This is a genomic window from Rhizobium sp. WCS2018Hpa-16 (assembly GCF_031843705.1).
GTDB classification, from domain to species: Bacteria; Pseudomonadota; Alphaproteobacteria; order Rhizobiales; family Rhizobiaceae; genus Agrobacterium; species Agrobacterium tumefaciens_C.
Genome location: NZ_JAVTIX010000007.1, coordinates 191,708 through 216,835, shown reverse-complemented (window position 1 = coordinate 216,835; position 25,128 = coordinate 191,708). Strand labels below are relative to the sequence as shown.

At 59.0% G+C, this 25,128-nt stretch carries 23 protein-coding genes; 22 read left to right on the top strand and 1 reads right to left on the bottom strand.

Annotation, left to right across the window (positions count from 1 at the left end; translation table 11 throughout):
* Positions 1-70 precede the first annotated feature (70 nt).
* The 8 genes from RQI55_RS19205 (at position 71) to RQI55_RS19170 (ending at position 8,724) form a co-directional block, all read left to right on the top strand.
* Positions 71-985, top strand: coding sequence for a LysR family transcriptional regulator (locus RQI55_RS19205; RefSeq protein ID WP_243255019.1), 915 nt, complete (start codon positions 71-73; stop codon positions 983-985).
* Positions 986-1,104: 119 nt separating this feature from the next.
* Positions 1,105-2,163, top strand: a complete 1,059-nt coding sequence (locus RQI55_RS19200) for a LacI family DNA-binding transcriptional regulator (protein WP_243255020.1) — start codon at positions 1,105-1,107, stop codon at positions 2,161-2,163.
* Entirely contained in the window at positions 2,160-3,182 is a 1,023-nt protein-coding gene (locus tag RQI55_RS19195; protein WP_243255021.1) for an ABC transporter substrate-binding protein, read from the top strand. The genes RQI55_RS19200 and RQI55_RS19195 overlap by 4 nt, the downstream gene beginning before the upstream one ends.
* 201 nt (positions 3,183-3,383) lie before the next feature.
* Positions 3,384-4,211 carry an ABC transporter permease gene (locus RQI55_RS19190; protein ID WP_243255022.1) on the top strand — a complete coding sequence of 276 codons (828 nt, stop codon included), beginning with the start codon at positions 3,384-3,386 and terminating at the stop codon, positions 4,209-4,211.
* Entirely contained in the window at positions 4,208-4,987 is a 780-nt protein-coding gene (locus tag RQI55_RS19185; RefSeq protein WP_192068089.1) for an ABC transporter permease, read from the top strand. The genes RQI55_RS19190 and RQI55_RS19185 overlap by 4 nt, the downstream gene beginning before the upstream one ends.
* Complete coding sequence (locus tag RQI55_RS19180; protein ID WP_311273267.1) at positions 4,980-6,005, top strand: ABC transporter ATP-binding protein; 1,026 nt, start codon at positions 4,980-4,982, stop codon at positions 6,003-6,005. The genes RQI55_RS19185 and RQI55_RS19180 overlap by 8 nt, the downstream gene beginning before the upstream one ends.
* A gap of 2 nt (positions 6,006-6,007) precedes the next feature.
* Complete coding sequence (locus tag RQI55_RS19175; RefSeq protein WP_311273266.1) at positions 6,008-6,934, top strand: nucleoside hydrolase; 927 nt, start codon at positions 6,008-6,010, stop codon at positions 6,932-6,934.
* A complete protein-coding gene (locus RQI55_RS19170) occupies positions 6,931-8,724 on the top strand; it encodes an adenine deaminase (RefSeq protein WP_311273265.1) in 1,794 nt (597 codons plus the stop codon). Before RQI55_RS19175 ends, RQI55_RS19170 begins: the two co-directional genes overlap by 4 nt.
* Before the next feature lie 15 nt (positions 8,725-8,739).
* Here RQI55_RS19170 and RQI55_RS19165 read toward each other — a convergent pair whose 3' ends face one another.
* Positions 8,740-9,912, bottom strand: a complete 1,173-nt coding sequence (locus RQI55_RS19165) for a M20 aminoacylase family protein (protein WP_243255026.1) — start codon at positions 9,910-9,912, stop codon at positions 8,740-8,742.
* 107 nt (positions 9,913-10,019) lie between these two features.
* Between RQI55_RS19165 and RQI55_RS19160 the strand changes: the two genes are divergently transcribed.
* From RQI55_RS19160 to RQI55_RS19095, 14 genes are all read left to right on the top strand, one after another.
* Positions 10,020-10,691, top strand: a complete 672-nt coding sequence (locus tag RQI55_RS19160; RefSeq protein ID WP_243255027.1) for a phosphoribosyltransferase — start codon at positions 10,020-10,022, stop codon at positions 10,689-10,691.
* Between the two features lie 172 nt (positions 10,692-10,863).
* On the top strand, positions 10,864-11,919 hold the full coding sequence (locus RQI55_RS19155; protein WP_243255028.1) for a dipeptidase: 1,056 nt from the start codon (positions 10,864-10,866) through the stop codon (positions 11,917-11,919).
* A 35-nt stretch (positions 11,920-11,954) separates the two neighbouring features.
* Positions 11,955-13,595: an ABC transporter substrate-binding protein gene (locus RQI55_RS19150; RefSeq protein WP_311273264.1), complete on the top strand. Its 1,641-nt coding sequence runs from the start codon at positions 11,955-11,957 to the stop codon at positions 13,593-13,595.
* An 18-nt stretch (positions 13,596-13,613) separates the two neighbouring features.
* The gene (locus RQI55_RS19145) at positions 13,614-14,681 is read left to right on the top strand and encodes an ABC transporter permease (RefSeq protein WP_243255030.1); all 1,068 of its coding nucleotides are present in this window, start codon (positions 13,614-13,616) and stop codon (positions 14,679-14,681) included.
* Complete coding sequence (locus RQI55_RS19140; RefSeq protein ID WP_243255031.1) at positions 14,678-15,610, top strand: ABC transporter permease; 933 nt, start codon at positions 14,678-14,680, stop codon at positions 15,608-15,610. Before RQI55_RS19145 ends, RQI55_RS19140 begins: the two co-directional genes overlap by 4 nt.
* On the top strand, positions 15,607-16,443 hold the full coding sequence (locus RQI55_RS19135; RefSeq protein WP_243255032.1) for an ABC transporter ATP-binding protein: 837 nt from the start codon (positions 15,607-15,609) through the stop codon (positions 16,441-16,443). Before RQI55_RS19140 ends, RQI55_RS19135 begins: the two co-directional genes overlap by 4 nt.
* The gene (locus RQI55_RS19130; protein WP_311273263.1) at positions 16,440-17,189 is read left to right on the top strand and encodes an ABC transporter ATP-binding protein; all 750 of its coding nucleotides are present in this window, start codon (positions 16,440-16,442) and stop codon (positions 17,187-17,189) included. Before RQI55_RS19135 ends, RQI55_RS19130 begins: the two co-directional genes overlap by 4 nt.
* A 250-nt stretch (positions 17,190-17,439) precedes the next feature.
* Positions 17,440-18,339: a LysR family transcriptional regulator gene (locus tag RQI55_RS19125; RefSeq protein WP_243255034.1), complete on the top strand. Its 900-nt coding sequence runs from the start codon at positions 17,440-17,442 to the stop codon at positions 18,337-18,339.
* Between the two features lie 84 nt (positions 18,340-18,423).
* Positions 18,424-19,947 (top strand): ABC transporter substrate-binding protein, encoded by a 1,524-nt coding sequence (locus RQI55_RS19120; RefSeq protein WP_243255035.1) that lies wholly within the window; start codon positions 18,424-18,426, stop codon positions 19,945-19,947.
* 40 nt (positions 19,948-19,987) lie between these two features.
* Positions 19,988-20,938 carry an ABC transporter permease gene (locus RQI55_RS19115; RefSeq protein ID WP_243255036.1) on the top strand — a complete coding sequence of 317 codons (951 nt, stop codon included), beginning with the start codon at positions 19,988-19,990 and terminating at the stop codon, positions 20,936-20,938.
* A complete protein-coding gene (locus RQI55_RS19110) occupies positions 20,935-21,756 on the top strand; it encodes an ABC transporter permease (protein WP_243255037.1) in 822 nt (273 codons plus the stop codon). The genes RQI55_RS19115 and RQI55_RS19110 overlap by 4 nt, the downstream gene beginning before the upstream one ends.
* Positions 21,757-21,842: 86 nt before the next feature.
* On the top strand, positions 21,843-22,547 hold the full coding sequence (locus RQI55_RS19105; protein WP_243255038.1) for an exopolysaccharide biosynthesis protein: 705 nt from the start codon (positions 21,843-21,845) through the stop codon (positions 22,545-22,547).
* A gap of 54 nt (positions 22,548-22,601) precedes the next feature.
* Positions 22,602-23,555 carry a sugar-binding transcriptional regulator gene (locus RQI55_RS19100; RefSeq protein WP_243255039.1) on the top strand — a complete coding sequence of 318 codons (954 nt, stop codon included), beginning with the start codon at positions 22,602-22,604 and terminating at the stop codon, positions 23,553-23,555.
* A gap of 143 nt (positions 23,556-23,698) precedes the next feature.
* Positions 23,699-25,012: a sugar ABC transporter substrate-binding protein gene (locus RQI55_RS19095; protein ID WP_243255040.1), complete on the top strand. Its 1,314-nt coding sequence runs from the start codon at positions 23,699-23,701 to the stop codon at positions 25,010-25,012.
* Positions 25,013-25,128 lie beyond the last annotated feature (116 nt).

Below are 25,128 nucleotides of genomic sequence, written 5' to 3'. Positions count from 1 at the left end.
ATTATTGGCATTTGCGGCCATTGCGGCAAGCCATGTTTACTCATTTTGCTATTACAGTTAGGAATGCGCCATGACCTCGCTCAGCCGCAAACTTCTGCCGTCCACCAGTGCGCTTGCCGCCTTTGATTCCGTCGCAAGGCTCGGCAGTTTTTCGCTGGCCGCAGACGAGCTTTCGCTGACGCAAGGGGCCATCAGCAGACAGGTTATGTCACTGGAGGAGCAGCTTGGTGTTCGGCTTTTCGAGCGTGGCGCGCGTGGCGTTTCCCTGACTGTGGAAGGTCAGACCTATGCCAAGGTCATTGGCATGGCGCTCAGCGATATTCGCTCCGCATCCCTGCAGATTATGACGAAAACGCATGGCAACACGCTCAACCTTGCCATGCTGCCGACATTTGGCACGCGCTGGCTTTTGCCGCGCATTCCAGATTTCGTGGCGGCGCACCCGGAAATCACACTGAATTTTGCCACCCGCATCGGCCAGTTCGATTTCGAAAAGGAAAGCCTCGATATGGCCATCCATATCGGCCAGCCGGATTGGCCCGCGGCTGAAAGCACGTTTCTGATGGATGAGATGGTGGCGCCGGTGTGCAGCCCGGCCTTTCTGGCGCAGCACCCCATTGCGAGTGCGCAGGATATCTCCACCCTGCCATTGCTGCATATGGCATCCCGGCCCGGCGCGTGGGACCACTGGTTTCAAAGTCTGGGGCTTGGCGCGCAAAATGCCCCGGCCATGCGGTTTGAGCAATTTTCCAGCGTGGCGCAGGCCTGCATTGCCGGGCTGGGCGTAGCCCTCATGCCGCTGTTTCTCATCGATCTCGAACTGAAGGCAGGACAGCTCGTTCCGGCTTTCGATCATCAGGTCAAAAGCCCCAGCTCCTATTACGCGGTCGCGCCGCTGTCGCGCATCAACAATGTGCCTGTCGTGCTGTTCAGGCAGTGGCTGCTTGCGCAGGTCGAGGCCTTCCGCGATGAGGCCAAGCGATAATTTCGCCCTTGTTTTCGGCACTTAGAGCTTTCGCACAAAAAAGCACCTGACGATGACTCGACAAAACCGGTCATCCGCCTTACCCTGATTAAACGTTTAATCACTCGAATGGACACGCCATGACCTCTGGTCGTGCAGGCGCAAATCTGGCGGCAATCGCTTCGGCACTGGGCGTGTCGTCAGCGACCGTGTCCAATGCGCTCTCCGGCAAGGGGCGCGTGTCCGCAGAGCTTTCTGACAAAATCCGGGCCAAGGCCCATGAGCTGGGTTATGTGCCGGGCATTGCCGGACGGGCGCTTCGCACGGGCAGAAGCGGCGTGCTGGGTCTGGTGTTGCCTGACATTGCCAATCCGCTTTTCCCGCAGATTGCCCAGGCCATCGAAAAAGCCGCTGATGATGCCGGTTATGGCGTGCTGATCGCAGATTCCCATGGCGACGTGGCCAAGCAGACAGAAGCAATCAATCGCCTGATCGAGCGCGGCGTGGAAGGCATGGTCGTCGTGCCGCGTCGCGGAACGCGCATCGGCAATGTTGATTGCCCGGTGGCGGTTATCGATTCACCCTCCACCCCCGGCAACACGGTGTCGGCTGACCATTGGGATGGCGGCTTTCAGGTCGGTCGTCACCTTGCCGCTCTCGGCCATGACCGTGTGGTCCTCATCGGCAATAGTCCTGACTCCAACGTTCAGAATGACCGCATTGGCGGCATCCGATCCGGCCTTGGCAGCGCTGCGGTCACGGAAACAATATGGATTGCATCTCTGGAAAAACATGATGGGGCAGGGTGCCCTTTGGGTGTTGCTGAAAAGGTGGCGCAGGGCTTCACCGCCTTTGCCGCCGTTTCCGATCTTCATGCCCTGCGTGTCCTCACCGAATTGCAGCGCAATGGTGTGACTGTGCCGGAACAGGCCAGCGTCACCGGCTTTGATGATCTCATCTGGGCACCGGTTGTGACGCCCGCCCTCACCACGGTTCGCATGGATATGGCGCGGGTGGCGGATATTGCCATTACGGCGCTGGTGCGCAGCATCGAGACCGAAGACCGCCCGGTTTCGGGAGGCGTCGTCGCCGACACATCGAAAGTGGCCATGGAGCTCATCATACGCGGCTCCAGCGGACCCAATCATAAGAAGCAGGCAGAAAACAGAACCTCGACAGCAGGAGAACTCACATCATGAAGAAGATCATTCTGGCATCCGGCACAGCCCTGATGCTGTCCATGGGCGCGGCACACGCGCAGGACAAAACGCTGACCATTTCCGTCTATGCCTTTGCGCAGGACGAATTCAAGGAACTGGTCTACGCGCCGTTCGAAGCCAAATGCGGCTGCAAGCTGGTGGTGGAAACCGGCAACAGCGTCGAGCGTCTGGCCAAGATGGAAGCCAACAAGGCAAGCCCGGTTATCGATCTCGCCATCGTTTCCATGGCCGATGCACTGTCCGCCACCCGCAAGGAGCTGATCCAGAAGATCGATACGTCAAAAGTGCCGAATGTCGAAAAGCTCTACGACATTGCCAAGGACCCGAATGGCGATGGCATGAGCGTCGGCGTCAACTTCTACGCCACATCCATCGTTTACCGCACCGACAAGATGAAGGTGGAAAGCTGGGCCGATCTGTTGAAGGACGGCGTGGTCGATCACGTAGCCTTCCCGAATGTCACCACCAACCAGGGCCCGCCCGCGCTTTACATGCTGGGCAAGGCCATCGGCAAGGACACGCCTGACCTCTCCGGCGCCATCGAAGCGCTGGGTGAAAAGAAGGACGAGATCGTCACCTTCTACGTCAAGTCTTCGCAGCTGGTGCAGCTCATGCAGCAGGAAGAAATCTGGGCGGCACCCATCGGTCGTTTCTCCTGGGCGCCTTTCACCAAGCTTGACCTGCCCCTGGCATGGGCCACGCCCAAAGAAGGCCAGACGGGCGGCATGAACGTTCTAGTTGTGCCGAAGAACGGCAAAAACGAAGATCTGGCGCTGCAATTCATGGATTTCTGGCTGTCCACGGATGTGCAGAAGGCGCTGGCAGAAAAGCTGGTCGATAGCCCGACCAACAAGGAAGTGAAGGTCTCCGACGAGATCGCCAACAACATCACCTATGGCGAAGAAACCGCCAAGAGCCTCCAGCTTATGCCATCTGCGGTGACGCTTGATAACCGCGACAAGTGGTTGTCGGAGTGGAACGCGAAGGTGGGTCAGTAAAAAGTTACGCTGATGGCTCTGAGCCGCGACGTCGCTTTCTTGCTCCAACGTCATCCTCGGGCTTGTCCCGAGGATCTAACCACGTCGAGGCCGTTGCGACGTGGGTAGATGCCCGGGACATCCCCGGATTTAATCCGGGCCCCGAGCATGACGAAGTTGATGGTTTGGAACGGCTGATATGCCGGTCAAAGGATAAAGTGGATGTTTCAAAACCGGGCTGAGGCCTTGGCGCTTGCCTTGCCCGCCGCGATCTTTGCGGCGGCGGTGTTTCTTGTGCCTGTGTTCATTCTTCTGTCGGAAGGGTTTCGCACCTCGGATGGCTGGACCTTTCAGGCTTACGCGGATTTCTTTGCCGATCCGCTGAACCGCGCCGTGTTCCTGCGCACGCTGAAGCTCGGTGCCATCGTCACCGTTGTCTCGGCCATCATCGGTTATGCGGCGGCCTTTGCCATCGTCAACCTGCCGGCCAGTTCCAAAGGCCACATGATCAATCTGGTCATTCTGCCGTTGATGATCTCGCCCGTCGCCCGCACCTATGCGTGGATCGTGATCCTCGGTCGCACCGGCATGGTCAATGAGCTTTTGAAGCTGGTGGGGCTGACCGACGCGCCCATCCGCATCCTGTTTTCGGAAACGGCCGTCTTCATCGGCCTTCTGCAACTCTTTCTGCCGCTCATGATTATCTCGCTGATCAGCGCGCTGGAAAATATGCCGAAAGACGTCATCGCAGCATCCCGCGTGCTGGGTGCCAACTGGTTGCAGGTGTTCTGGAAGGTCATTCTGCCCCTGACCAAGGAAGGTCTTGTCGTGGGTGGAACGCTGGTCTTCACCGGTTCGCTGACGGCCTATATCACCCCCGCCATTCTGGGCGGCTCCAAGGTGCTGATGCTGGAAACCCTGCTTTATCAGCAGGTCACGGTCTCCAACAATTTCGTTGCGGCCAGCGTCATCGCCTTCATCCTGATCGTCATGAGCTTTGCCGCCAACATCCTGCTCAAGCGCATCGCAACGGCAAGGAACAAGACATGACCCGGAACCTCTTCATTCCGCTGACGCTGGCGCTGGTCATCGGCTTTCTGATTGGCCCGTTTCTCATCATCGTCGCCGCCTCGTTTTCGGCTGGCGATACGCTGGCCTTCCCGCCGCAGGGCTTTTCGCTGAAATGGATCGCCAAGGTCTTCACGGTCGAGAGCTTTCGCGACAGCTTTGCCATGTCAATGTTTCTGGCGCTCGGCGGCACATTTGCAGCGCTGATCCTCGGCATTCCCGCTGCCTACGCCATGTCGCGCTACAAGCTGCCGTTTTCGGAAACCATTCGCACCATCGTTTCCGCTCCCATCATCGTTCCCGGCATCATCGTGGGCCTAGCGCTGCTGCGCTACTTCGTCGTTCCCTTTGGCATCGGCATAACGCTTGCGCTGTTTCTGGCCCACACGGCGCTGATCCTGCCCTATGCGGTGCGTGTGGTGTCGGCCAGCCTTACCAATCTGCGCTCTGATATCGAGGAAGCCGCCGTGCTGCTCGGCTCGTCGCGCATAGGGGCGTTTTTCCGGGTGGTGCTGCCCAATATCAGAGGCGGCATTCTCTCGGCCTTCATTCTGGGTTTCGTCACCAGCTTCAATCAGGTGCCGGTCTCGCTGTTCCTCTCCGGTCCCGGCGTGCGCACGCTGCCCATCGATATGCTGGGCTACATGGAAATCGTGTTCGACCCATCCGTTGCGGCGCTCTCTTCGCTGCTCGCCTTCCTGTCCATCGGCATTGTTTTCATGGCCGAACGTTTTCTGGGGTTCTCCCGTTATGTCTGATGCAAAATACCTCTCGCTGCAGAACCTGTCGCTCGCCTATGGCAATTCCGTTGCCGTCAAGGATCTCAACCTCGATATCCGCAAGGGTGAACTTCTGGCGCTGCTCGGCCCCTCCGGCTGCGGCAAGACAACGACCATGCGCGCCATTGCCGGGCTGATGCCGGTGGCGGATGGTCGCATTGATCTTGATGGTGCCGATATCACCCGCGTATCTGCCAACAAGCGGGCGGTGGGTCTGGTGTTCCAGTCCTACGCACTGTTTCCGCATCTCACTGTCTATGAGAATGTCGCCTTCGGCCTGAAACTGAAGGGCATGAAGGGCTCTGCGCTGGATGATAAAGTCGCGTCTGGCCTCAAGTCGGTTGGCCTTTCCAGTTTCGCCTCCCGCAAACCAGCGGAACTGTCCGGCGGTCAGCAGCAGCGCGTGGCGCTGGCCCGCTCCATGGTCATGGACCCGAAAGTGCTGTTGCTGGATGAGCCACTGTCGAACCTCGATGCACGGCTGCGGCTGGAAATGCGCACCGAGCTTCAGCGGGTGCAGAAGGCCACCGGTGTCACCATGATTTTCGTCACCCATGATCAGGTCGAGGCGCTGGCGCTGGCAGACCGCATCGTGGTGATGAAGAGCGGTGCCATTGAGCAGATCGGCACGCCGGAAGAGATTTACAACGCACCGGTCTCATCCTTCGTGGCTGACTTCGTCGGCTTCGAAAACATCTTTCGTCTAGAGGGTGGTTTGCTCAAGACTGATAACGGAAGCATCACCCTTTCCGGTCAGGTCCCGAGTACGGCGGGACTTGCCTGGAGGCCGCGCATGGTGACCCTTGGTTCAGGACCTTTCGAGGCAACCGTGCGCGGCACGTCCTTTGCGGGCAACAGCCGCGAATATCTGCTGGATACGCCGCTTGGCCCCATCAAGGCCGAAGTCGACGCCGCCTTGGCAATGCGTGATATCGGCTCGCCACTTGCCTTCGATCTGCCGGTCGAAAAGGCGGCAAGCCTCAAGGTGGTTAGCTGATCATGGGTATCTGGATTGATAGCGATCTGGGGTTTGATGATATCGCCGCCATCCTCGTAGCGACATCAAACGGCCTTGAGATTGATGGCCTCTCGCTGGTGTTCGGCAATGCGCCGCTTGCGCAGGTTCGTCGCAATGCAGCCGGTGCTGCCCGCGCCTTCGGCTGGGATTTTCCCATTCATACAGGCCGCGAAAAGCCGGTGCTTGGAAAGCTGGAAACGGCCCAATCCGTTCTTGGCGATACCGGCATCCCCACAGTCGGCGCAAGCTTGCCCAAGGCAGAAGCTCTGCCACACAGCGATGCCTTTGCGGCGCTCTGCAACTGGTTGTCGGATGGCGAAGGCGCCAAGCGCATTCTTGCTCTGGGGCCTCTCACCAATCTTGCCGCCCTCTGCGTTGCAAGACCTGATCTTGCCGCCCGCATCACCGAGCTGACCTGGATGGGTGGCGGTGTCACATCGGGAAACCACACCGCCTCTGCCGAGTTCAACGCCTTTGCGGATCCCGAAGCGCTTGCCATTGTCCTTGCTCACGGTCTGCCATTGCGCATGGTGGATCTGGATTTGTGCCGCAAGGTCACCGCCCGCATCTCCGATGTCGCGCCGCTTCGCGCCGCCGGCGGTAAGAATGCCGGGCTGATTGCCGATATGCTGGCAGGCTTCATCGCCATTGCCATTGATCGTGGACGGACAGAAATGGCGCTTTACGACCCTTGTGCGGCTGTTGCCATGGTTGCTGAAGACAGCATCGGCTGGAAACCGGCCCGCATCGACGTCGAGCTGAATGGCGGGTTGACCCGGGGGCGGACTGTGGTGGAAATTCGCGCCGCTCATTCAAAGAGCTTCAACGCGCATTTTGCCGCAACGGTCGATGCTTTCCGTGCCAAAACCATCATTCTCGATGCCCTGCATCTGGAGGCCAGCCGATGAGAGACAAGACCATCATTGTCGATCGCGATGGCATGATTGATGATGCCCTGCGCAGCCGCGCCGTTGCCGCAGCCAGGGGCGATCAGCCATTCGATATCCTGATCAGCGGCGGCACTCTGGTGGATATGGTAACGGGCGAATTGCGCCGGGCCGATATCGGCCTTGTGGGCCCGCTGATATCAAGTGTTCATGAGACCGGAACACGGACAGATGCGGGACATGTTCTCGATGCTACAGGTGGTTTCGTCTCGCCGGGTTTGATCGATACGCATATGCATGTCGAAAGCTCGATGGTGACCCCTGCGGCCTATGCGCAGGCTGTTGTTGCGCGTGGTGTGACGACCATCGTCTGGGACCCGCACGAATTCGGCAATGTCCACGGCATCGATGGTGTTTTCTGGGCAAGCCGCGCCATGAAGGGCCTGCCCCTTCGCGCCATCATCCTTGCCCCATCCTGCGTGCCTTCTGCGCCGGGGCTGGAACGTGCGAATGGGGATTTCGACGCCTCTGCCATGGCGGAAATGCTGTTCTGGCCGGAGGTGGGCGGCGTTGCCGAAGTCATGAATATGCGCGGCGTTATCGAGCGTGACCCGCGCATGAGCGCCATTCTTCAGGAAGGCCTGTTTTCCGACAAGATGATCTGCGGCCATGCGCGTGGTCTTGAGGGGGCTGATCTCAACGCCTTCATGGCGGCAGGCATTACATCCGATCATGAGCTGACCTCGGCTGCCGATCTCATTGCCAAGCTGCGCGCCGGTCTGACCATCGAGCTACGCGGTTCCCATGATCATCTTCTGCCGGAATTTGTGGAAGCACTGAACACGCTCGGCCACCTGCCGCAAACCCTCACGCTCTGCACGGATGATGTTTTCCCGGATGATCTCGCACGGCATGGCGGTCTGGACGATGTCGTGCGTCGTCTGGTCAGATACGGACTGAAGCCGGAATGGGCGCTGCGTGCTGCCACGCTGAATGCGGCCATGCGCCTGCATCGCATTGACCTCGGCCTCATCGCTGCCGGTCGCCGTGCCGATATCGTGGTGTTTGACGATCTCACGGAGTTCAAAGCCCGTCATGTGCTGGCCAGTGGAACGCCTGTTGCCGAAACTGGCAGGATGCTGGTTGAAATGCCCCAGATGGACGCTGCTCCATTAATAGACTCGATGAAGCTGCCCCGCCGCTCGGTTAGTGATTTCAAGGTCCCGTCACAGGGCCGGAGAGTTCGGCTTGCGGCCATCGACAAGCCACGCTTCACGCAATGGGGCACTGTGGATGCCGATGTGGAGAACGGTTTCGTGGTGCCACCTGAAGGTACGACGATGATCGCCGTTACCCACCGCCACGGCAAGGCGGAACCCATCACAAAAACCGGTTTCCTGACCGGCTGGGGCCAATGGCAGGGTGCCTTCGCCACCACCGTCGCCCATGACAGCCACAATCTCACTGTCTTCGGCGGCAATGCAGAGGATATGACTGTTGCCGCCAATGCCGTCATCAAGGCGGGGGGCGGCATGGCGGTCGCATCTGGCGGCAAGGTCACGGCCTTGCTGCCGCTGCCGCTCTCAGGCCTCGTCTCGGATGCGCCGCTGGCCGATGTCGCCGCCGGTTTCGAGGCCGTGCGGGATGCGGTGGGCGATATCGTGGAGTGGCAGCCACCCTATCTGGTGTTCAAAGCCTGTTTCGGCGCCACGCTTGCCTGCAACATCGGCCCGCACCAGACTGATATGGGCATTGCCGATGTGGTCGCGGGCAGTGTTATGGAGACGCCGGTGCTGGAGATTATCGGCTGAGAGTGTAGGGTGCGCTCACGCCCCAGCCAGTTCCTGCTCCACCAGCGTCGTCCAGAAGGCCACGCCAGAGGCAATCGCATCATCGTTGAAATCATAGGACGTGTTGTGGTGCAGCGCGCCATCCACGGCGGGGCCGTTGCCGAGCCACACATAGCAGCCGGGTGCCTGGCCTGCGAAGAACGAGAAATCATCACCGGCAGTCGAGGGTGGAAAGGCGGTTCGTGCCTTTTCGCCAAACACATGCCGTGCAGCCTTCAAGGCACGCTGCGTGGCATCCGCATCATTGATAACAGGCGGTATGCGGCGGATGAAATCGTAGGCGGCCTCGATGCCGAACATCGCAGCCGTTCCCTTGGCCAGCCGCCCGATTTCCTCTTCCAACTGGTCCCGAACATGCGCCGAATAGGCCCGCGCCGTGCCGCCGATTTCCACGATATCAGGAATGACATTGAGCGCTTTCGGGTCACCCGCCTGCACCGAACAGGCGCTGACGACAGCCGGTTGCAGCGGATCGACCACGCGCCCGACGATGCTTTGCAGCGCTGCCAGAAAACTGCCCGCCGCCGTGATCGGGTCGCGGCCCAGATGCGGCTTGGCGCCGTGCGTCCCCACACCCTTTAAGGTCACCCGCCAGCTATCGGAAGACGCCAGTTGCGGTCCCTCGACTACGGCCATCTCGTCCACGTCAAGCCCCGGCATATTGTGCAGCCCATAGACGGCATCGCAGGGGAAAAGGTCAAACAACCCGTCTTCCACCATCTTCCGTGCGCCGCCGCGCCCTTCTTCGGCAGGCTGGAAGATGAAATGCACGGTGCCGGAAAAATTGCGCGTTGCCGCCAGATGGCGCGCCGCCCCCAGCAGCATGGTGGTGTGGCCATCATGGCCGCAGGCGTGCATTTTGCCTGCTATGGTCGATTGATAGGGCCGCTCCGCGATTTCAGGCATGGCGAGCGCATCCATATCGGCACGAAGGCCGATGGTGCGGGTGCCATTGCCAAGCTGAAGCGTGCCGACGACACCGGTCACGCCCAGACCGCGATGCACCGCAATGCCTGCCTCTTCCAGCTGCGCGGCCACCAGCGCGCTGGTGCGCACCTCTTCGAAGCCCAGTTCCGGGTGGGCGTGCAGGTCCTGCCGGAACGCGGTCAGAAACGGCAGGTCTTTCGCAATCCGGTCATGCGGTTTCATGGGAGGTCTATCCTTGAGATGTCGAAACAGAGATCTTTTCTAGTGCAGAAGCCCCTGAAAATTAATAGAAACTTTTGCATCAACCCAAAATACTGAAGGACATTGTCATGAAACCGCACGAATTCTGGCAGGACCTCCACGCGCCCGGCAGTTTCAAGACGGATGGTCCGCATTCCCTTTTCTTTCCCGCGACGCTCGATGATGGCAGGCAATTGCAGCTGCCGATCCGCCAATTGTCTGACGGGGAGCATGCGCTTGCATCGCTGATCATCAATCAGGCGTCCTTCCCGGTGCTGGAAGCCTTGGCGCAGGATCTGGCACACAAGCTCAAGGCCTTCGATATCGACATTGTCGTCGGCCTGCCGACGCTGGGTCTCACTCTGGCCGCAGCCGTGGCGCGCCATCTCGGTCACAGCCGCTATGTGCCCCTCGGCACCTCGCGAAAATTCTGGTATCTCGAAGAACTCTCCGTGCCGATGTCCTCTATAACCACGCAGCAGCAGAAACGCCTCTATATCGACCCGCGCATGCTGCCCCTTCTCCAAGGCAAACGCGTTGCGCTGGTGGATGATGTCATTTCCAGCGGCACCTCTATTGTCGCGGGCCTGTCGCTTCTCTCAGCCTCGAACATAGAACCTGTCGTCGTCGGTGCCGCCATGCTGCAATCGGAGCGCTGGCGCGAAACACTTGGTGGTTTTGGGGCTGAATGGCCTGATAAAGTGCAGGGTGTTTTCAAAACGCCGCTCCTGAAGAAGACAGGCGATAGTTGGCTCTCCTGACAAAGGGAAGGGCTGGCCTGATTAATTTTTCATCCTGCACAATTTCTGACTTGCGGAGCTGTGATCGATAGGCCTAGGATCAATACCGCCGCAATGGGCTGCGGATTGTGCTTTTGCCAAGCCCATGGATTTAAACAGAAAAAACGCTACTTTTCCGCTCGGGAATTCTTGAATGCAACCAGTTTTTGACGGTCATAATGATGTGCTCCTGCGGCTCTGGCGCACTGCCAAATCCGGGGGTGATCCGGTCAAAGAGTTCATGGAAGGCACGCATGAAGGCCACATCGATGCACCGCGCGCCAAGGCTGGCGGTCTAGCAGGTGGCATCTGCGCCATCTACATTCCATCGGGGGATCTAATCCTCAAGGAACCGGATGCCAACGGTCATTATGTGACGCCGCTTGCGGCCCCGCTGAAGCGAGAGCTGTCGCTTGATATCGCGATGGAAAAGGCCGCCATCGCGCTGCGACTGGAGCAGGCTGGCGGCTGGAAACTCTGCCGCTCGACGGCAGATATTCGCAAGGCGATGGCAGATGGTATCTTCGCCGCCGTGCTTCACATGGAAGGATGTGAACCGATCGCCGCTGATCTGGATGCGCTGGATGTGTTTTATGCGGCGGGCCTGCGCTCGCTTGGTCCCGTTTGGAGCCGCCACAATATCTTCGGCCACGGCGTTCCCTTTGCCTACCCCATGTCGCCGGATACTGCGCCGGGCCTGACGGATGCGGGTTTTGAGCTGGTCAAACGCTGCAACCAGCTCGGCATCCTCATCGATCTCGCCCATATCACCGAAAAAGGCTTCTGGGACGTGGCCAAAACCACGGATCAACCACTGGTCGCCAGCCACTCCAACGTTCATGCGCTGACGCCTGTGGCGCGCAATCTGACCGACAGGCAGATGGATGCGATCAAGGAAAGCAAAGGGTTGGTGGGCCTCAACTATGCCGTGACGATGCTGCGGCCGGATGCGCGCGATAACGCCGAAACGCCGCTGTCTCTGATGGTCCAGCATATCGATTACATGGTCGAGCGCATGGGCATTGATTGCGTAGCGCTCGGTTCCGACTTCGATGGCGCGACGATCCCCGCAGAAATTCGCGATGCGAGCGGCAACAATAATCTTGTTGCCGCACTCAAATCTGCGGGCTACGCTAATGAAGATCTTGCTAAGATTTGCCGGGAAAACTGGCTGCGTGTTTTGGCTCAGGCGTGGCACGAGCCCGCCTGAGACCGAGTATACCAAACTAAAAACAGGGGAAGACGATGAACAAATCGCTCAACAAAGCCGCCCGCATCCTCGCCACCAGTGTGGCGCTATCGATGCTTTCTCTTGCCGTGCCACAGGCCTTTGCCGCAACCCCTGCCGATACGCTGGTGGAAGGCTTCGCCATCGATGACATCATCTCTCTTGATCCGGGCGAAGCGTTTGAGATCACCACGGCTGAGGTCACCGGCAACACCTACAGCAAGCTTGTCTCCATCGATATCAACGATACATCCAAGGTTAAGGGTGATCTGGCCGAAAGCTGGGCGACATCGGATGATGGCCTGACCTACACATTTAAGCTGAAGCAGGGCCTGAAATTCGCATCCGGCAACCCGGTAACGGCAGAAGACGTGGCCTTCTCCATGGAGCGTGCGGTCAAGCTGGACAAGTCACCAGCATTTCTTCTGACGCAATTCGGCCTGACCGGCGATAATGTGGTCGAAAAGGCCAAGGCTACTGACGCAAACACATTTGTGCTGACGATCGACAAGCCCTATGCGCCAAGCTTCGTTCTCAACGTTCTGACGGCAACGGTTGCTTCCGTTGTGGACAAGAAGCTTGTGATGGAAAAGGCGAAAGCCGTCACGCCAAGCGCCGACTATAAATACGAGAGCGATTTCGGAAATGCCTTCCTGAAAACCGGTTATGCCGGTTCCGGCCCCTACAAGATCCTTGGCTGGAAGGCCAATGAGGCCGTTATTCTGGAAGCCAACCCCAATTATTATGGCGAAGCGCCAAAGTTGAAGCGCGTCATCTATCGCCACATGAAGGAAAGCTCCGGCCAGCGTCTGGCGCTCGAAAATGGCGATATCGACGTGGCCCGCAACCTTGAGCCCGGTGATATGGACGCCGTTTCCAAGAAGGAAGGCTTCACGGTCATCTCTGCGCCAAAGGGCACAGTCTATTATCTGGGCCTCAACCAGAAGAACGAAAATCTGAAGAAGCCTGAAGTCGTCCAAGCCTTCAAATATCTCATCGATTACGAAGGCATCGGTGCAACCCTCATCAAGGGCATTGGCGAGGTCCACCAGACCTTCCTGCCGAAGGGGCAGCTGGGCGCGCTGGATGAAAATCCATTCAAGCTTGATGTTGCAAAGGCCAAGGAATTGCTTGCCAAGGCAGGACTGAAGGACGGCTTTACCGTCACCATCGATGCGCGCAACACGCAGCCGGTCACCGGCATTGCCGAAAACATGCAGCAGACGCTGGCGCAGGCCGGTATCAAACTGGAAATCATCCCCGGCGATGGCAAACAGACGCTGACGAAATATCGTGCGCGCCAGCATGATATCTATATCGGTGACTGGGGTTCCGACTATTTCGACCCGAATTCCAACGCTGAAACCTTCACCATCAACTATGACAATTCCGATGCGGGCAAGAACAAGACACTGGCATGGCGCAATGCCTGGGACGTTCCTGAACTGACCAAGGAAACGCAGGCAGCGCTTCTGGAAAAGGACAACGCCAAGCGTGCCGCCATGTATCAGGATTTGCAGAAGAAAGTGCTGGACAGCGGTCCCTTCGTCGTACTCCACCAGAAGACCGAAGTGGCCGGATATTCCAACAAGCTCAAGGGCCTGAAGCTTGGACCGAGCTTCGACACCAACTATGTCTATCCGATCTCCAAGGAATGATCCGGCGGGATTGATCCAGTGAGCATCATTGAAACAGTACCAAGGCCAAGGCGCGGCAAAAGCCGCGCCAACAAGCGCCTGACAGCCGTCCTCGGCTTCCTTGTTACCGTCATCACCACCTTTTTAGGGCTTTTGGCGGTCACATTCTTCATTGGTCGCGTCATTCCCATCGATCCGGCTCTGGCCATCGTGGGGGACCGTGCGCCTGCCCATGTCGTGGAGCGGGTGCGCGAGGAGCTCGGCCTCAACCTGCCGCTCTGGCAGCAGTTTTTCCTCTATATCAAGCAGGCGCTGTCGGGTGATTTCGGCACGTCTGTGCTGACGACCAATCCCGTGATGACCGATATCATCAGGGTCTTTCCGGCTACCATCGAGCTTGCCACCATCGGCACCCTGATTGGCGCTGTCTTCGGCATTCCGCTGGGCGTTCTGGCCGCCGTCAAGCGCGGCAGCATTATCGACCAGATCGTGCGCATCATCGGGCTTGTGGGTTACTCCGTGCCGATCTTCTGGCTCGGCCTTCTGGCGCTTCTGGTGTTTTACGCCAAGCTGAACTGGGTCGCTTATCCCGGCCGCATGGATATCGTCTACGAGTTCACCTTCACGCCCGTGACAGGCTTTTATCTGCTGGATGCCTTCATGCAGGGGCAATGGGATGTGTTGTGGGATCTTTTCCGTCACATCATTCTGCCTGCCGGTCTGCTCGGCTATTTTTCGCTCGCCTATATCAGCCGCATGACGCGCTCCTTCATGCTCAACGAACTCGCGCAGGAATACATCGTCGCGGCCCGCGCCAAGGGTCTCTCGGAAACCCGCATCATCTGGTTCCATGCCCTTCGCAACGCCGCCGTGCCGCTGCTCACCGTCATCGTGCTTTCCTATGCTGGTCTGCTAGAAGGCTCAGTTCTCACGGAAACCATCTTCTCCTGGCCGGGGCTTGGGCTCTACATCACCAATTCCCTCCAGAATGCGGATATGAACGCCGTTCTCGGCGGCACCATCGTGATTGGCGCTGTGTTCATCAGCATCAATCTCCTGTCCGATCTGCTCTACCGGACGCTCGATCCAAGGACGCGCAGCCGATGACGACAGCTTTGACTCCATTGAAACCCTATAGCCGCGAATGGCTGCTGTCGGAGCGTCCGACATCACGCAAGCAGGCTCGCCTTGGCCGCGCCTATGTCATCTGGCGGCGTTTTTCAGAAAACCGGCTGGCGCTCGCCGGTCTCGCCATCATCATGGCGCTGGTTCTAGTCGCCATTTTTGCCGATGTGCTGGCCCCGCATTCCGCCGTGCAGGGGGATCTGCGCAATGCCCGGCTGTTAGCCCCCGGCAGCGAGGGCTATCTGCTCGGCACGGATGATCAGGGGCGCGATATTCTCTCGCGCCTCATTCATGGTTCTCGCCTGACCCTGTTTGTCGTGCTGCTCGTTGCCATCATCGCCGCGCCCGTCGGCCTCATCGTCGGCACTGTTGCCGGTTATGCCGGTGGCTGGGTGGATGCGGTTTTGATGCGCATCACGGATATCTTTCTGGCCTTCCCGAAACTCGTTCTGGCGCTGGCGCTGGTTGCGGCTCTGGGACCGGGCATCGAGAATGCGGTGCTGGCCATCGCCATCACCTCATGGCCGCCCTATGCGCGCATTGCCCGCGCCGAAACCATGACGTTTCGCCATTCGGATTTCATTGCGGCGGTGCAGCTCATGGGTGCTTCACCGTGGCGTATCGTGCTCAAACACGTCATGCCGCTCTGCATGTCTTCGCTCATCGTGCGTGTTACGCTGGATATGGCGGGTATCATTCTCACTGCCGCCGGTCTCGGCTTTCTCGGCCTCGGCGCCCAGCCGCCGCTGCCGGAATGGGGCGCGATGATCGCATCCGGTCGCCGCTTCATTCTGGATCAATGGTGGGTTGCGGCCATGCCTGGCATCGCCATCCTCATCGTCAGCCTCGGCTTCAACTTACTTGGAGACGGCCTTCGCGATGCGCTTGACCCGAAGGAGGCTGGCCAATGAGTGCGCCGCTTCTCACCGTCGAAAATCTGCGCGTCAGCTTTCCCACCCGCACCGGGCTGGTGGAAGCGGTGCGCGGCGTTTCCTTTACGCTGGGGCGGGAGCGCCTTGGTGTCGTTGGCGAGTCCGGTTCCGGCAAATCGCAGACGGGACGCGCCATCATGGGGCTGACGCCATCTGCTGCTAGAATCGAGGCGGACACATTGCGCTTTGGCGATATCAACCTGCTGGAGGCTTCGGCCAAGCAGCGCCGCAGCATTCTCGGCAAGCGCATGGCCATGATCCTCCAGGACCCGAAATATTCCCTCAACCCGGTCATGACCATTGGTCGGCAGATCGTGGAAACCCTGAAGACGCATGAGCGCATCGGCTCCTCTGAGGCAAAGAAGCGGGCGCTCGACATGCTGGAGGCGGTGCAAATCCGCGAGCCGGAGCGCGTCTTCGGTCTTTATCCGCACGAGGTTTCCGGCGGCATGGGCCAGCGCGTCATGATTGCCATGATGCTGGTCTGCGGCCCGGAACTCTTGATTGCCGACGAGCCGACATCGGCGCTTGACGTGACGGTGCAGCTCGAAGTGCTCGGCATTCTCGACAAGCTGGTGCGCGATCGTGGCATGGGGCTTATCTTCATCTCGCATGATCTGCGGCTTGTCTCATCCTTCTGCGACCGCGTCATCGTCATGTATGCGGGGCGTGTGGTGGAGGAGCTTCAGGCGGCTAATCTCGATAATGCCCAGCATCCTTATACCCGCGGCCTGTTGAACTGCCTGCCGAAGATTGGCGAAAACCGGCACCCACTGCCGGTTCTGGACCGCAAAGCGGAGTGGCGCCTATGACATCTGTTCTTTCCGTCACCAATATGCTGGTCGATTTTGATGGGCACGTCGCGCTGGATGGTGTCAGCATCGATGTGCCGCGTGGTCAGTCCTTTGGCCTCGTGGGTGAATCCGGTTCGGGCAAATCCACGCTTTTGCGTGCCATTGCCGGTCTCCACCACTTCGATGAGGGCAGCCTCATGGTTGAGGGGCGGACCTATAAAAGCAAGTTCCGCGAAAAGAGCTTTTACCGTGATGTGCAGATGGTGTTTCAGGACCCTTATGGCTCGCTGCACCCGCGCCAGACGGTGGATGCCCTGCTTCTGGAGCCGCTTGTCATCCATGGGCTGGATGACAAGGAAGGCCGCATTACCCGCGCGCTGGATGAGGTGGGCCTGGGAACCGGCTTCCGCTTTCGCTATTCGCACCAGTTGTCCGGTGGCCAGCGCCAGCGCATCGCCATTGCCCGCGCACTCATTCTGGAGCCGAAAATCCTGCTGCTGGATGAGCCGACTTCGGCGCTGGATGCCTCCATTCAGGCTGAAATCCTCAACCTGCTCGAAGATGTCCGCAAAGCCCGCAACCTCACCTTCCTCATGGTCAGCCACGATCTCGGCGTTATCAGCCATATGTGCGATCGTCTCGCTGTGATGAAGAGCGGCAAAGTGGTGGAAATGATGGATGTTCCGGCGCTGGAAAGCCGGGATTTTCAGGCCGATTACACACGGCAATTGCTGGTGGCGAGCGAGGGTTTCCGGCGCGATTGAAGGTTCTGCCTTTTGCCGCTATTTTCGCCAAGCATACCGTCGTCATCCTCGGGCTTGACCCGAGGATCTATCCACCTCTGAGGTTAGGCAACGTGATTAGATCCTCGGGTCAAGCCCGAGGATGACGACGGTGAGTAGTCGTGGCATGTCATTCAAAGAGCTGTTGCAGATCAGCGCGGAAGTTACTCATGCGGTCAAAGGCTGATGCTGGATTAGGCATGGCGCAAATAGGCAGGGACGGAACATCACCATGAACCTACGCGCATTGATGTATTTCGATGAGCTTGTGCGCACGCGCTCCATGCGCGCTGCGGCTGACAATCTCAATGTCGCGCCCACCGCCGTCAGCCGCCAGATCGACAATCTGGAGGAGTTTTTCGGCGCGCCATTGGTAGAGCGTTCAAGCCGTGGGGTCACGCTGACGGCGGCGGGTGAGCTTCTGGCCGAGCGGGCGGGTAAGACCCTGCGCGAACTCGGCAATGTTCAGCAACTGATCGATGATCTCAAGGGGCTGGAGCGGGGGCGGGCGACCATCTTTGCAAATGGTGCCATCGTCGCCAGCCTTCTGGCACCGGTGCTTGCTCAATTCAGCGCGACCTATCCAAAGCTGCGGTTCGATGTGCACATCACCAGCGCCCGTCAGGCCATCGACGCGCTGGTCACGGCGCAGGCCGATATTGCCATCACCCTATTTGCGCCTGAGACGTCTGAGGTGAAAATCCTGGCAGTGCGGGATATCGGCTATGATGTCATCCTGCCCGCCGACCACGCGCTTGCGGGCAAAAGCGGCATCACGCTTGCGCAACTTTCGCAGATGCCGCTGGCCATGCCGGAAAAGACCTTTGCGGCAAGGCAGGCCTTTGATGCGCTGTTTGAAAAGGCGGGCATCGAACTCGACCCCGTTTTCACCGCCAGTTCGCTGGATCTTCTAAAGGAACTGGTGCTGGACCGCGCCGCCGTCACCCTGCTGCCGGAGCTGGCCGTCGCCCGCGACATCAAGGCGGGCAAGATGGTGGCGGTTCCTCTTGTTGGTACGCCGGGCGTCCACACCACCATCGAGCTTTGCGTTGCGCCAGATCGCGAGCTTTCCTTCGCGGCTGCAACACTTTCCCGCTTCATCGTGGACTTCATGGGCAATTTGCCAAAATAGGCAGTTGATTTTTAGCTCCGACTTCGTGTAGCGATTTTCGCAACGCGCTGAACACAAAATGTTTGCGCCTCTCGACAGGAGATCATGATGCGCATCAATTTCTCGCGGCCACTAGCGCTGACGCGGCTTTTCGCAGTCGGGCTTGTTCTGGCGGCCTCCCTGCCGGCATTGCCGGTGTGGGCCGCTCCGAAAAACTCCGTCACCATCGGCATGGGCGGTGAGCCTTCGGGGCTTGACCCGACCGTTGCCGCTCCTGTGTTCATCGGGCAGGTCACATGGCAGAACATTTTCGAAGGTCTCGTCACCATCGATAAGGACGGCAAGATCCAGCCGCAACTGGCGAAAAGCTGGGACATTTCGGAAGACGGCAAGACCTATACGTTCACCTTGCATGAGGGCGTGACGTTTCACGATGGCGAAGTTTTCGATTCCTCTGTCGCCAAGGCATCGCTGGAGCGCGCGCGGGGCGAGGGGTCCGTCAATCCACAGAAGCGGTTCTTTGCAGCCATCCAGACCATTGAAACGCCAGATGCGAAGACGCTGGTCCTCAAGCTAAAGCAGCCCTCCGGTAGCCTGCTCTATTGGCTTGGCTGGCCCGCGTCCTCCATCGTCGGCACCCGCTCTGCTGACAATAACAAGACCACGCCTGTCGGCACCGGCCCGTTCAAATTCGTCAGCTGGGCCAAGGGCGACAGGGTGGAACTCGCCCGCAACGCCGGTTACTGGAACAGCGACGTGGCTGTGGCGCTCGAAAAGGCGACCTTCCGTTTCATCCCCGATCCGCAGGCGCAGACCGCAGCCCTTCAATCTGGCGATGTCGATGCCTTTCCCGAGTTTGGTGCGCCTGAGCTGATGAGTTCATTCGAAGGTCATGTGCGGCTCGGCACCTTCATCGGCAATACCGAATTGAAGGTGGTCGCTGGCATGAACAATGCCGTCAAGCCCTTCAACGACAAGCGCGTGCGTCAGGCCTTGATGATGGCGGTGGACCGCGCAACCGTCATAGAGGGCGCATGGTCTGGCTTCGGCACCGCTATCGGCAGCCACTATACGCCCAATGATCGCGGCTATGTGGATACATCAGGCGTCCTGCCCTATGATGCTGAAAAGGCAAAGGCTTTGCTTGCGGAAGCGGGTTATCCGAACGGGCTTTCCTTCACCATCAAGGCACCGCAAATGCCTTACGCCCAGCGCACCTCGCAAGTGCTTCAGGCCATGTTTGCCGAAATCGGCGTGACGATGACCATCGAAACCACGGAATTTCCGGCCAAATGGGTATCGGATGTGCTGAAAGGCGCCAATTACGAGATGACCATCGTTGCCCATGCCGAGCCCATGGATATCGATATCTTTTCGCGCGATCCCTATTACTTCAACTACAAGAACCCCACGTTCAACGAGATCATCAGAAATGTGGAACTGACCACCGACCCCACCCAGCAGGAAGAGCTTTATCAGGACGCCCAGAAAATTCTGGCGCATGATGTGCCTGCGCTGTTCCTCTTCGTCATGCCCAAGCTTGGCGTCTGGGACAAGAAGCTGCAGGGCCTGTGGGAAAACGAACCCATCCCCTCTAACGTGCTGACGGATGTGCATTGGGAAGAGTGAGGTTTAAACCAATGCGCGTCTCCATGGGCGGTGTAGCAGCATGATCGCCCTTATCCTCAGGCGCATCCTCGGCCTTTTCGTGACGCTCCTTGCCGTCTCGTTCCTGATCTACATGGTCATGGGCCTGTTGCCGGGGGACCCAGCCGCCATCATGCTGGGCACATCCGCCAGCCCCGATACGCTGGCAGCGTTGCAAAAGCAGATGGGCCTCGATCAGCCTCTGGCGCTCAGATATTTCTATTGGCTGGCGGCCATGCTTGGGGGAGATCTGGGGCAATCCTATACCTATGGCGTGCCGGTGGCGGGGCTCATCTTCGAGCGGCTGGCGGTCACGCTGCCGCTGGCTTTCATGGCGATAGGTCTTTCCATTGCTATCGCCTTGCCGTTGGGAATGCTGGCAGCACGATATCGCGGCGGTGTCATTGATGTTGTCTGCGGGCTGTTTTCCCATCTTGGAATTTCCGTTCCGGGCTTCTGGGTCGGCCTTCTCTTGATCCTGTTGTTTTCCACCACGCTGGGCTGGATGCCGGCGGGCGGGTTTCCGGGCTGGCAGGCAGGTGTTGGAGCGGGGCTTAACGCGCTGGTGCTTCCCGCTGTTGCGCTTGCCGCTTCGCAAGCGGGCGTGCTCGCGCGTGTCTGCCGCTCCACCATGCTGGAGGTTATGAATGAGGATTTCGTGCGTACCGTCAGGGCCAAGGGCATTGGCGAGGCGGCGACCTTGTGGAAACATGTCCTGCCAAACGCGCTCATTCCCGTCGTCACCATGGTTGGCCTGCAATTCACCTTTCTGATTGCGGGCACAGTGCTGGTGGAGAACGTCTTCAATCTGCCGGGGCTGGGGCGGCTCGCTTATCAGGCACTGACGCAGCGCGATATCGTCGTCATGCAATCGGTCGTGCTGTTCTTTTGCGCACTGGTCATTACAATGAACTTCGTGGTCGATATGGCCTATCTGCTGATCGATCCACGCTTGCGCGCGCGCGCCGCATGAGACCCTCCCGTCGCCGCCCAACCACGCTTTTGCCTGGCGCCATCATTTCAGGCGCGTTGATTGCTGTGGCTCTTCTGTCGCTGGTCTGGACACCGCAGGTGCCGACAAAAATGCAGATCGTCGCCAAGCTTAAACCACCGCTTGCGCATGGGCTGCTCGGCACGGATCATTTCGGTCGTGATCTTGCCTCCATGCTGATGGTCGGCGCGTGGAATTCACTCTCCACTGCCGTCGTCGCCGTCGCCATTGGTGCCGCCATCGGCACGCTGGTGGGCATCATAGCAGCGGCGCAGCGCGGCGTGGTCGAGGCTTTGCTGATGCGCATCTGCGATATCGTCTTTGCGCTGCCGCCCATTCTTTCGGCCATGATGCTGGGCGCTTTCATCGGCTCCGGCCGCTTCACCGCCATTATCGCCATTGCTACCTTCATGGTGCCGGTCTTTGCGCGGCTGACCTGCGCTGCGGCCTTGCAATTGTGGGTGCGGGATTTCGTCGTGGCGGCGGAAAGCCTTGGCCGCAGCCGCTGGGGCATCACCATCACCCACATCCTGCCGAACCTTGCCAATCTCATCATCGTGCAGGTCAGCATCCAGCTGGGGCTTGCCATTCTGACCGAGGCAGGCTTGAGTTTCTTAGGTCTCGGCATGGCCCCGCCAGCACCCACCTGGGGGCGTATGCTTTGGGAATCGCAGACCTATCTGTCTGCGGCGCCCTGGCTTGCCATCCTGCCCGGGCTTGCCATCGCGCTTGCCGTGCTTGGGTTCAACCTATTGGGTGATGGTTTGCGGGATCGTTTCGATCCGAAACTACGCCGCTAGTACTAACAACCATAAAGTGAGCGGACCGTCGTATTGCTGCCGCCATTCGTCTGTTACAGCGGACTGCCATTCTGGAGTTGAACCCTATGCTGCGCCTGTCGGACAATCCTGAAATCTCCGGTCCGCAAGACGATGCCGAGCCCGTGATGACGGAGCCCGATGCGCCTGAAATCGGCCTTGTCGAAATATTGCAGGCTTTGGCCAGCGATGAAAGCCGTGCGCGCATTGCCGTCGGCGATCTCCTGTCCGCCATGGGAGACCGCGCGTTTGGCGCGTTGATGCTGGTGTTTGCGCTGCCCAATATCGTGCCCACGCCACCCGGCACATCGGCCATCACAGGCACGCCGCTCGTCTTTTTGGCCGCCCAGCTTTGTGCCGGTAAACGCCCGTGGCTTCCGCGTGTTATCGCGGAGCGGTCTCTGGCGCGAGAGGATTTTGCCCGGGTCGTACAAAAAATCGTGCCTGTCCTGCTGCGGGTGCAAAAACTGCTGCGGCCTCGCATGCAAGGCCTCCTGTCGCCCTTGGCGGAACGAGTGATCGGCCTTGTCTGTCTGCTGCTGGCCATTATCCTCGCCTTGCCCATTCCGCTGGGCAACATTCTGCCCGCCATCGCAATCGGTTGTTTTTCCTTCGCTCTTCTGGAACGGGATGGCCTCTTTGCCCTCATCGGCGGCGTTCTCTCGGTCATCTCGGTGGCCGTTGTCAGCGGTGTGATTTACGGAATTGCCAAAGCAGCGCTTTATTTCGTTATCGGACCGATGTTTGGCTTAGCCACCCTTGGCATGGTTTGACACGAGCCTTAAAAAAATGTCAGCACAGGGACATGAGGCGTTAAAGGCGGGCAAATGGCCAAACGATCCGAAACTGGTGGACGGCTAGACGATGCGGCGCGAGCCGGCTGGCTCTATTACGTTGCAGGCCGCACGCAGGACGAGATTGCGAGCGCCATGGGCATTTCCCGCCAGTCGGCGCAGCGGCTTGTTTCCCTTGCTGTGGCTGAACGGCTGATCAAGGTGCGTCTCGACCACCCCATTGCCGCTTGCCTTGAAAAAAGCGAGGCACTGCGCGAGCGGTTTTCGTTGAAGTATGTAGAAGTGGTGCCGAGCGACCCAGCCGGCGTGTCCTCCACGGTTGGCATTGCAGAGGCAGGTGCGGCGGAAATCGAACGCTGGCTTCGCAAGACGGACCCCATTGTTCTGGCCATCGGCACGGGCCGAACGCTGAAAGCGGCCGTCGATCAGTTGCCGCCGATGGAATGTCCGCAGCACCGCATCGTCTCGCTCACCGGCAATATCGGGCCGGATGGTTCTGCGGCCTATTACAACGTCATTTTCAGCATGGCGGATGCCATCAAGGCGCGGCATTTTCCCATGCCTTTGCCGGTTCTCTGTTCGTCTTCGGAGGAGCGGGAGTTGCTGCACGATCAATCCATGGTGCGCTCCACGCTGGCGCTGGGCGCTGCTGCCGATGTCACCTTTGTCGGCGTCGGTCAGCTGGCAGAGGATGCACCGCTTTGCGTCGATGGCTTCCTTGAGGTTCAGGAAATGCGCGACCTCATCGCCGAGGGTGGTGCGGGCGAGATTTGCGGCTGGTCATTCGATCGGGATGGGCAGATTCTCGATACCCCCATCAATGATCGCGTGGCCTCCGTTCCCCTACCGCCACGCGAAACCAGCACGGTCATCGGAATTGCGCAGGGCAAGCAAAAATCCCCTGCCATTCTCGCGGCTCTGCGCGGTGGCCTTCTGAACGGTGTCATCACCGACGAGGCATCCGCTGAATATTTGCTCAGGAACTGAGCAGAAATATTACTGCAAAACCAGTATGTTAGTTAATCCTTGTGCAATGCAGCGCAGGTAGCCGCTTGACTTTCTTCTCTCAAAAGTGAGTATTTGCCCTAGAGCAAAGCGAATGCTCACAACTTTCTTCTGGGAGGAAGATCATGACATTGAAGACACTTCTGCTGGGCGCGTGCTCGGCTCTCGCCTTTTCGGGCCTCGCTTCCGCAGAAACGCTGACCATCGCCACCGTCAACAACGGTGACATGATCCGCATGCAGGGACTGACATCCGAATTCACCGCCAAAAACCCCGATATCAAGGTTGAATGGGTTACGCTGGAAGAAAACGTCCTGCGCGAACGCGTCACCACTGACATCGCCACCAGTGGCGGCCAGTACGACATCATGACCATCGGCAACTACGAAGTTCCGATCTGGGCCAAGCAGGGCTGGCTTTTGCCACTCGAAAAGCTGGGCGAAGGCTATGATGTCGCAGACATGCTGCCATCCATCAAGGGTGGCCTGACTGTCGACAGCAAGCTATATGCTGCACCGTTCTACGGTGAATCCGCCATGATCATGTATCGCAAGGATCTGTTTGAAAAAGCGGGCCTGAAGATGCCGGAAAACCCGACCTGGGAATTCATTGGCGATGCAGCCCGCAAGATCACCGACCGCAAGGCCGATGTGAATGGCATGTGCCTTCGTGGCAAGGCCGGTTGGGGCGAGAACATGGCCTTCATTACCGCGCTCAGCAACTCCTTTGGCGGCCGCTGGTTCGATGAGAACTGGAAGCCACAGTTCGATCAGCCTGAATGGAAGAACGCTCTTCAGTTCTACGTTGACCTGATGAAGGATGCCGGTCCGTCCGGTGCCTCCTCCAACGGCTTCAACGAAAACCTGACGCTGTTCCAGCAGGGCAAATGCGGCATGTGGATCGATGCCACGGTTGCAGCCTCCTTCGTATCGAACCCGAAGGATAGCAAGGTCGCCGACAAGGTTGGCTATGCACTCTTCCCGACGCAGGGCGAAATGAAGAACCATGGCAACTGGCTCTGGTCCTGGAACCTTGCCATTCCTAAGAGCTCGCAGAAGGCTGAAGCCGCCGAGAAGTTCATTGCCTGGGCCACCAGCAAGGAATACACGCAGCTCGTCGCTTCCAAGGATGGCTGGGCCAACGTGCCTCCGGGCACACGCACCTCGCTCTACAAGAACGCGGATTACCAGAAGGCCGCAGGCTTTGCAGCACCGACACTGGCTGCCATGAATGCTGCCGATATCACCAAGCCGACGGTCAAGCCTGTGCCTTACACAGGTGGTCAGTTCGTAGCGATCCCTGAGTTCCAGTCGCTCGGCACCACGGTTGGTCAGCTGTTCTCGGCGGTTGTTGCCGGTCAGTCCAGCGTTGATGATGCGCTTGCCAGTGCTCAGTCCACAGCCACGCGCGAAATGACGCGCTCGGGATACATCAAGTAATCCTCCCGAAAACAGCCGCCCGGTCGTGATGGCCGGGCGGCTCTGTTGCTGGACAATCTTTTCACGTTCGAGTCTTGCTACCCGTTCATAACAAGAAAATGCCAAGCGTTTCCGCG